Consider the following 8,389-nt stretch of genomic DNA (forward strand, 5'->3'; position numbering starts at 1 on the left):
GGATGGTGGCGGTGACTTTGCGCGTCGAGGCATCGATCACCGACACCGAGTTGTCGCCGTAATCGGTGACGTAGACGGTGTGGGTGCCGGGGTCCACCGCCACCTCTTGCGGGTTCTTGCCGGCCGGGATGGTTGCAGTGACGGTGCGCGTCGAGGCGTCGATCACCGACACCGTGTCGTCCTTGACGTTGGCGACGTAGACGGTGTGGATGCCCGGGTCCACGGCCACCCCATACGGGCTCTTGCTGCCGACGGGCACCTTGGCGGTGACCCGGTAAGTCAAACCAGTCGACGGCGCAGCTGGGCGGGAACTCGCCGCCGGACCCTGACCTGCGGACGGACCCCGACATCCGGATAGGAACATCACGGCCAGCACGCCGGTGACCACCAGTACCGGCACGAGCCGCCGACGCTTTCGGGTTGGTTGAGCATCGCCACTGGCGGTCATATGCGCTCTCCTGGTCGATGTTGTTCTTTCGCAGTGTGCGCGCAGCGCCTAGCCGCCGCCTGCGAGTTTGCCGAATTCGTTGTCGTCGAGCACTTAGACCAGCCGTGAAAGTGCCTGAGCGCATCGTTGATCCGATCGACCAACTCGCGGGCAAGGCGAGCGGGGGCGACCCGGCCAGGCGGCTCGCCGCGGTGAGCGCGTTGGTGTGTGCGCCACCGGTCGGTGCCGCAGCATTCTTGGAGCACGGTTAAGCGGCAGTCGAATCGCTGGCAGGCATCAACCGAAGCCGAAATGTCAACCATCAGCCGAGGTAATACACCGACATAGTGCCCCCGACAGGATTCGAACCTGTGACACCGGCTTTAGGAGAGCCGTGCTCTATCCCCTGAGCTACGAGGGCGAAAGGGCGAGGGACGCCTTCAAATGGTACTTGACGGTGTTCTGGGTATCCGGGAGCCGCTGCGCTAATCGATCGGCTCGACCGTCATCCCGGTGCGATATCGCCAATGGGCGAGACCGCGCCCGCCGACGGCACGGTCGGCATGTTCGTCCTGTATGGCTGGAGCGAGTCTTAACGGGCAGGGCGGGAAGCCCGCGATTCCTGGAGCGCGTAGGGATCGGCCGCGAACCGAGCCGGCGGTTCCCGCGAAGTTACCGAAGCACCGTTTGCGTTTGGGTCACCTTGCCGACCAAGCGATCACCATCCTGGGACAGTTCGGTTTCCACCACGATCACCGTGCGGCCCCGATGGAGCACACGGCTGGTTGCGATAACGACACCCTCTCGAACTCCCCTCAGGAAATTGGTTTTTGATTCGATCGTGCTGGTGCCGACCGCGCCTTCCGGCAGGTTCAAGAAAGCGCATACCGCCCCCGCGCTATCGGCAAGTCCCATCAGCGCACCGCCATGCATTAGGCCACCCGTGGTGCAGCGTTCAGGCGACCATGTCAACTGTGCGCGAACCCGTTGCGGCGACTGCTCCAAACCCTCAATCCCCAGCAGTCGGCAAAACGGCATCGTCGAGAAAAAATCACCGTCGGTCGCTGGCTCGCTCACGATAAATGCACTTCGATGATATCGAAAACCATGGGAGACAAGGTATGCAGCGCACCGGCATAGGTGCAATACCCTCACCCGAGTTGATTCAGGCGATCGCGGGATGAGTGGCGAGGGTTAGGGCGAATGTTGCGCCGTTGAGGGTTAGCAGGAATCCCGCGAATACGAACTGGCCGGAGATGTCGTTGGCCAGCACGTGGGTGTACACCGCGCAGACGAAAAAGACGGTCAACCCGGCTGCTGCCGCGAGACCGATCGGCGGAACCCACAGGCCCATGACAAGCCCCAAAGTGCCGAGGGTCTTGAGCGTGCCGATCGGAAAGGTCAGCCACGACAACGGCACTCCAGCCCGCTGCATGGGCGGAATGATCGGCGCAAAGTGCACGAGGGCACTCACGCCCGAAAATCCGTCGATACCAATGGCAATCATCGTCACGACGAGATATGCGGTGTGCATGGTTAGGCCGCCGAGATTGGATCGAATCGGAAGACAGCGATTCGGCCGGCCAGTGCCTCGACTTCCTCCGGGGTGCCCTGGCTCACGAGGCCGGAGCGTTTCAGGAAGCCGATACCGACCGGCACCTCGACCGGATATACCCGCAGCACCGGGCGGGCTTGCTCGGCGGTCAGCTCGGTTATCTTTATCCGCCTCGCCTTGCGGCCCTTGCTGAGGGTTCCGACGCCGGCAGCTCGCGCATTGCTTGCCCAATCAGCATCCGGGAACCCCGCCACAGCATAGAGCTGCCCGTCGAGGCTGAATGGTGTCATCGGCGTGCTGCGCGGTCGACCTGTCTTGCGGCCCGGCACCGTCAACACCATCGGCGGTCCTGTTGGCAGGCCGAGCTTTTGCACGGCGATCATGAACTTGTTCATAGGTTTTAGCCAGCGAGGTGGCTTCGGGTTGGACATCGCTTTCCCTCGTATCCTTCGTATTTCAGTGAGCTAGTCGGTGAATATGCTCTTGTGCTCGATGACCCATTGCTCGAACGATTGCGCGGGCCGGCCCACGATCTGCTGCACACCGTCGGTTACTACGGCGGGTTCATCGATCGTTGTGGCCAGCATCCCGATGTAGGCATCGCCGAACTCGGGCGGAAAACCCAGCCCGACAAACCGTTGACGAACCAGGTCGTCTGGGACCTCCTGGTATTGCAGCGGCCGACCCAAAGCGGCGCCAATGATGTCGACCATCTCGGTGTTGGTCAGGGACTGTGGGCCCGTCAGCGGAATCTTCTGGCCGACAAGATCATCGGTGAGAAACGCGCGGGCGGCCACCTCGGATATATCACTTTCGACGATGGGGGCGCTCGATGCCGCGGCGTATGCGCCGCGGACGATGTCGCCCGCGCGAATCTGCGCCGACCACATGCCGGCGAAGTTCGTCGCAAAAACCGACGGACGCAGGCTTACCCACTGCAGTCCCGAGTCGACGGCCAGTTGCTCTACCTCTTTGTTCCGGTCTCCGCGAAACCGCGACGGTTGCCGGGAGAAGTCGTCGTCGGCGTTGATGGCCGACAAGGCCACGAGCCGGGTGACGCCTTCGCGGCGGGATTGCTCGACCACCGCGGCCAGTTCGCCGCCCAGGGCGCGCGAATTCAAGAAGACTGCGGAGGCGCCGGCAATCGCCTCGGTGACCGACCGAACCACCTCAACCTCGGCGGGCAGGCCGGCTGACTGTGGTTGCCGGGTGACCGCGCGTACTTTCGCGCCGGCATCGACAAGCTGATGGACGAGCGGTCGGCCGACATTGCCGGTCGCTCCGGTAACGACGATGGTCATGATCCCTCTCCTGGACCTAGTGGCTGTGTACGGGCCACGGCGAGCAGCCCTGTATCCAAGGACGGGATGGCGGCGCAGAAAGTTACGAACTTGGTGGGGCGCAACCGGTCCAATTGGCTATGCGTGACACGGATCACGCGGCGGTCGCCCACTCGGCGTGGCTCACAACCCCACCTGCTGTGCCTGACCCGCTCACGACGGGTTCTATCCGCGCGTGAGGGCGATTTCACGGCGGCGACACCGTGGAGAGCCGCGCAGCAACATCGCATCCCTACGTTGAGAGGACTGTCGGAAACTCGAGGAGATGCGGTGGCGCGCTCGCACACGATCACAGGTTGGAACCCGGAGGACCGGGCCGCATGGCAGGCGGGCGGCGAGGCCACCGCGCGACGAAATCTGCTGTGGTCGGTAATCGCTGAGCACGTGGGATTTTCGGTCTGGTCGCTGTGGTCGGTGATGGTGCTGTTCATGCCGCAGTCGGTATACGGGCTCACGGCGGGGGACAAGTTTTTGATCGCCGCCACCGCGACGCTGGTCGGCTCGACGCTGCGATTGCCCTACACGATGGCGACCGCGCGGTTCGGCGGTCGCAACTGGACCGTCTTCTCCGCCTGCGTACTCGTGCTGCCCGTCGTCGCGACAATCGTCGTGCTTGCCGATCCCGGTCGTCCGCTGTGGGTCTACCTGGCCTGCGCGGCGGTCTGCGGCCTGGGCGGCGGCAACTTCGCGTCGTCGATGACCAACATCAACGCGTTTTTCCCGCAGCGGCTCAAGGGTTGGGCGTTGGGCCTCAACGCGGGCGGCGGGAACATCGGTGTTCCTGCCGTGCAACTGGTCGGCCTGTTCGTGATAGCAATCGCGGGCAACCGGCAGCCGTATTGGGTGTGCGTGTTCTACTTGGTGGCCTTGGTCATCGCCGCGATCGGGGCGTCCCGGTTCATGGACAACCTCGACGTCGTGTCCGTCGACACGCGCGCCATGCGCGCCGCGTTGCGCAATCGCCATACCTGGTTGGTCAGCCTGCTCTACATCGGCACCTTCGGCTCGTTCATAGGTTTTGCGTTCGCCTTCGGTCAGGTGCTGCAGATGTCGTTCGCCGCAGGCGGACAAAGCGCGGCACAGGCATCACTGCACGCCGCCCAAATCGCCTTCGTCGGACCGCTGCTCGGTTCGGTCTCACGAATTTACGGCGGCCGGTTCGCCGATCGGCTCGGCGGTGGCAAGGTCACGTTGTGGGCCTTCCTCGGCATGATCGGCGGCGTCGTGATCCTCGCGATCACCGCCACCTCCGCGGGTCGTCACACCAGTGCAGCGACCATGGCTTGCTATGTGATCGGCTTCGTCATCCTGTTTGTGCTCAGCGGCATCGGCAACGGCTCGGTGTACAAGATGATCCCGTCCATCTTCGAAGCGGCGTCGCGCTCGCTGAAGGCCGACGAGAAGACGCGGGCCGACTACTCCCGCTCGATGTCCGGAGCGGTGATCGGCATCACCGGCGCGATCGGCGGCCTCGGCGGGGTGGTGATCAACCTCACGCTGCGCAGCTCGTACCTCAGCCACGGGACAGCTACTGTTGCCTTCTGGGACTTCGCCGCGTTCTACGCGGTCGCGGCGCTGGTCACCTTACGTTTCTACGTGCGGATGCCGTCCGGCACCGTCGCCGATCACCCCACTTTGAGTACAGCCCGTGTCTAACCGTTCCCCTACCATTGATCAGATGCCGGCGCCTTGGATCTCGGCAGGCGGCGACGGCGTGACCAGTGCCGACGTGCCGTCGCTGACGGGTTTCACCGTGGCCATTACTGCGTCGCGGCGAGTCGACGAGTTCGCGACCATGCTGCGCCGGCGCGGCGCCGACGTCGTGACGGCTGCGGCCATCCATATGGTGCCGCTGGCCGACGACGCGCGGCTGCGCGCGGCCACCGAGGACGTGATTGCCACCCCACCCGACGTGCTGATCGCGACCACCGGTATCGGTTTTCGCGGCTGGGTGGAGGCGGCCGGCAGCTGGGGGCTTGCCGAGGAGCTGCTGGATGCGCTGCGCAGCGCCCGGGTGATCTCGCGCGGGCCGAAGGCCACCGGAGCGTTGCGCACGGCCGGTCTGCGCGAAGAGTGGTCGCCGGCGTCCGAGTCGTCCGAAGAGGTGCTCGCGCACCTGAGTGCCGAGAACCTCGTCGGCAAGCGGATTGCGGTGCAGCTGCACGGCGTCACCGACGACTGGAACCCGGTGCCGGGATTCCCTGACATGCTCGCCGAGCGCGGCGCCACGTTGGTCGCGGTGCCGGTCTATCGGTGGGAGCCACCGGCAGACCCGGCCGAGCTGGATGGTCTGATCGAGCGCGTCGCGCGTGACGGTGTCGACGCCGTCACATTCACGTCCGCGCCGGCGGCCGCCTCCTTCCTGATGCGGGCCAACGAGTTGCAGCTGACCGACGCGGTGATCGGCGCGCTGACGACTTCGGTCACACCTTTCTGCGTGGGCCCGGTGACCGCACGCCCGCTGGACAATATTGGGGTGGCGTCGGTGCAGCCCGGGCGGATGCGACTCGGCGCACTGGCCCGCGTCGTCGCCGACGAACTTCCTTGCCGGAAACCGGATCTCGCTGTTGCCGGCCACCGCCTCGGCGTGCACGCGGCGTGCGCCGTCGTCGACGGTGAAGTGCGCGACCTGTCACCGAACTCGCTGACCCTGCTCAAAGCGCTTGCGCGGGTACCCGGCGCGGTGGTGTCGCGGGATGTGCTGCTCGAGGCTCTCGGCGGCGACGACCCGCACGTGGTCGAGGCCGCCGTCAACCGGCTACGGTCCGCGCTCGGCGCTAAGGTACTGATCGCCACCGTGGTGAAACGCGGCTACCGCCTCGCGGTGGAGTACATGCCCGACGACACCGACGCGAACGCCTAACATGGCCCAAACGACCACCTTGTTAGTGGCACATGGAACCCGAAATCCGCATGGCGTCAGAATGATCGGCGATCTCGCGGCAACCATGGCGGGCGTCCTCGACGAAACGGTGCGGGTGGCGTTCGTCGACGTGCTGGGGCCCACGCCCGACGAAGTGCTGCGAATCCTGCACGACGAGCCGACGGTGCTGGTGCCAGCGCTGCTATCCAGCGGCTACCACGTCCGGTCCGATGTGCCGCGACACGTTGCGGCATCGGGGCATTCGGCGGTCACCGTGACACCCGCGCTCGGGCCGTCGTCGGAGCTGACCCGCGCGCTGCTCGACCGGCTGCTCGAAGCGGGTTGGCGTCCCGACGATCACGTGGTGCTTGCGGCCGCTGGCACCAGCGACCGGCACGCGCAGAGCGAGATCGCGACCGCGGCTGCGATGCTCTCGGCGCTGGTCGGCAGCCGGGTTTCGATCGCGTTCGCAGCGCCGTGCCGGGACGGCTCCGGCTACCCGTCGGTGCCTGAGGTGGTGGCCCGGGTTCGCCGGACGGCTGGCCGCCGGGTGGCGGTGGCGTCGTATCTGTTGGCGGACGGCCTGTTTCAGGGACGGCTGCACAAGTCGGGAGCCGACGTGGTGGCGGCGCCGCTGGGTTCGCATTCCGCGGTGATCCGGCTCGCCTGCCTGCGACGACGGCACGCCGGAGTGCTTGCGGCCGCCGCGTCGGCTGAGCCCGCGGTGCCCGTCGGTCAGGCGGACAGCTCGCCGCGGCGGTAGCCGAACTGAATTTCGGGGGAGTTGGCGACGTAAATGGTCCCGTCAACCGCGATGCGGGTGTCATACACCGGGATGGAAACATCCGCAGCGTCTAGACATTCACCGTCGAGCAGGCTGAACGCCTGCTTCTTCAACGGGGACTGCACGACCGGGATGCCACCGCGGTCGCCGACGATGCCGCGCGAGAGCACCGCGGCACGACCTATCGGATCGATGTTGCCGACGGCCCGGATGCTGTCGTCCACCAACCGAAACAGCGCGACCTGGGTGCCGTCCGGCAACAGCACCGCCACGCCGCGCAGCGGCTCCAGCCGGGACAACGGGCACGCGGCAGTCCAGTCCCCACGCCAGCGGCTCACGTCGTACAACTTGGTCATCGAAAACTCCTGACTGTCGGTGGGTTAACGGGACGGCACCGCGGGGGTGCCGATCAGAACGGGAACCTTTCGCCCGTTCTTTTCGGTGAATTCGACTGTGGGATCGGGCGATCCGGGCGCATTGACGAACGACACGAAGCGGGACAGCTTGTCGGGGTCGTCGAGCACGGCTTTCCATTCGCAGGCATAGCCGGACACATGCCGTTCGATGGCTTCCTCGAATTCCGCTGCAAGGCCCAGCGAATCGTCGATGACCACCTCGCGCAGGTGATCCAGGCCGCCCTCGAGCCCCTCGACCCACGGCGCGGTGCGCTGCAACCGGTCTGCGGTGCGGATGTAGTACATCAGGAATCGGTCGATGTAGCGCACCAGGGTCTTGTCGTCGAGGTCCGAGGCGAGCAGCTGGGCGTGCTTCGGTGTCATACCGCCGTTGCCGCCGACGTACAGGTTCCAGCCGGCCTCGGTGGCGATCACGCCGACGTCCTTCCCGCGAGCCTCCGCGCATTCGCGCGCACAGCCCGAGACACCCATCTTGAGCTTGTGCGGCGACCGCAGGCCGCGGTAGCGCAGCTCCAAATCGATGGCCATCTGCACGGAATCCTGTTGGCCGTAGCGGCACCAGTCGGTGCCCACACAGCTCTTCACGGTGCGCAGCGCCTTGCCGTAGGCGTGACCGGATTCCATGCCGCCCTCGACCAGCCTGGCCCAAATCTGCGGCAACTGGTCGACGGTGGCACCGAACATGTCGATCCGCTGTCCGCCGGTGATCTTGGTGTACAAGCCGAAATCGCGGGCGATCTCGCCGATCAGGATCAGCTGCTCGGGGGTGATGTCCCCGCCCGGCACCCGCGGCACCACCGAGTAGGTGCCGTTGCGTTGCAGGTTGGCCAGGAAGTGGTCGTTGGTGTCCTGCAACGATGCCTGCTCGCCGTCAAGGATGTGTTCGGAGCTGGTCGACGCGAGGATCGAGGCGATGGCCGGTTTGCAGATATCGCAGCCGGTGCCGGTGCCATACCGCTCGATCAAACCGGAGAAGGTGCGGATAGCACTTGCCTGGATGATTT

At 65.6% G+C, this 8,389-nt stretch carries 10 protein-coding genes, 1 tRNA gene and 1 pseudogene; 4 read left to right on the forward strand and 8 right to left on the reverse strand.

The genetic code is table 11. The annotated features are described in order from the left end of the window. A partial coding sequence (locus tag WBF82_RS01740; protein WP_424381382.1) for a YncE family protein occupies nt 1-448 on the reverse strand: 448 nt, incomplete at its 3' end. A gap of 104 nt (nt 449-552) precedes the next feature. Between WBF82_RS01740 and WBF82_RS01745 the strand changes: the two genes are divergently transcribed. Further along, nucleotides 553-699 carry a hypothetical protein gene (locus WBF82_RS01745; protein WP_424381383.1) on the forward strand — a complete coding sequence of 49 codons (147 nt, stop codon included), beginning with the start codon at nt 553-555 and terminating at the stop codon, nt 697-699. Between the two features lie 76 nt (nt 700-775). Here the strand turns inward: WBF82_RS01745 and WBF82_RS01750 are convergent. The 5 genes from WBF82_RS01750 to WBF82_RS01770 form a co-directional block, all read right to left on the reverse strand. Then, nucleotides 776-848 (reverse strand) — tRNA-Arg (locus WBF82_RS01750). 251 nt (nt 849-1,099) lie between these two features. Continuing rightward, nucleotides 1,100-1,465 (reverse strand): PaaI family thioesterase, encoded by a 366-nt coding sequence (locus WBF82_RS01755; RefSeq protein WP_424381391.1) that lies wholly within the window; start codon nt 1,463-1,465, stop codon nt 1,100-1,102. Between the two features lie 127 nt (nt 1,466-1,592). Then, nucleotides 1,593-1,961: a DoxX family protein gene (locus WBF82_RS01760; protein ID WP_424381384.1), complete on the reverse strand. Its 369-nt coding sequence runs from the start codon at nt 1,959-1,961 to the stop codon at nt 1,593-1,595. 2 nt (nt 1,962-1,963) lie between these two features. Further along, nucleotides 1,964-2,413, reverse strand: coding sequence for a nitroreductase/quinone reductase family protein (locus tag WBF82_RS01765; RefSeq protein WP_424381385.1), 450 nt, complete (start codon nt 2,411-2,413; stop codon nt 1,964-1,966). A 33-nt stretch (nt 2,414-2,446) separates the two neighbouring features. Next, a complete protein-coding gene (locus tag WBF82_RS01770; RefSeq protein WP_424381386.1) occupies nt 2,447-3,283 on the reverse strand; it encodes an NAD(P)H-binding protein in 837 nt (278 codons plus the stop codon). Between the two features lie 309 nt (nt 3,284-3,592). On the opposite strand from WBF82_RS01770, the gene WBF82_RS01775 reads away from it, so the two are divergent. The 3 genes from WBF82_RS01775 to WBF82_RS01785 are packed head-to-tail and all read left to right on the forward strand — an operon-like array spanning nt 3,593 to nt 6,948. Continuing rightward, a complete protein-coding gene (locus WBF82_RS01775; protein ID WP_424381387.1) occupies nt 3,593-4,978 on the forward strand; it encodes a nitrate/nitrite transporter in 1,386 nt (461 codons plus the stop codon). Between the two features lie 22 nt (nt 4,979-5,000). After that, the gene (locus WBF82_RS01780) at nt 5,001-6,185 is read left to right on the forward strand and encodes a uroporphyrinogen-III synthase (RefSeq protein ID WP_424381388.1); all 1,185 of its coding nucleotides are present in this window, start codon (nt 5,001-5,003) and stop codon (nt 6,183-6,185) included. Nucleotide 6,186: 1 nt separating this feature from the next. After that, nucleotides 6,187-6,948 (forward strand): sirohydrochlorin chelatase, encoded by a 762-nt coding sequence (locus WBF82_RS01785; RefSeq protein ID WP_424381389.1) that lies wholly within the window; start codon nt 6,187-6,189, stop codon nt 6,946-6,948. Here WBF82_RS01785 and nirD read toward each other — a convergent pair. Continuing rightward, nucleotides 6,921-7,325, reverse strand: a complete 405-nt coding sequence (gene nirD, locus WBF82_RS01790) for a nitrite reductase small subunit NirD (protein ID WP_424381390.1) — start codon at nt 7,323-7,325, stop codon at nt 6,921-6,923. The two genes, WBF82_RS01785 and nirD, sit on opposite strands and share 28 nt — an antisense overlap. 24 nt (nt 7,326-7,349) lie before the next feature. Then, a pseudogene (locus WBF82_RS01795) lies at nt 7,350-8,389 on the reverse strand (nitrite reductase (NAD(P)H)); the annotation flags it as partial.

The sequence above is a fragment of the Mycobacterium sp. genome, from assembly GCF_049673265.1.
In the GTDB taxonomy this organism is placed as follows: domain Bacteria; phylum Actinomycetota; class Actinomycetes; order Mycobacteriales; family Mycobacteriaceae; genus Mycobacterium.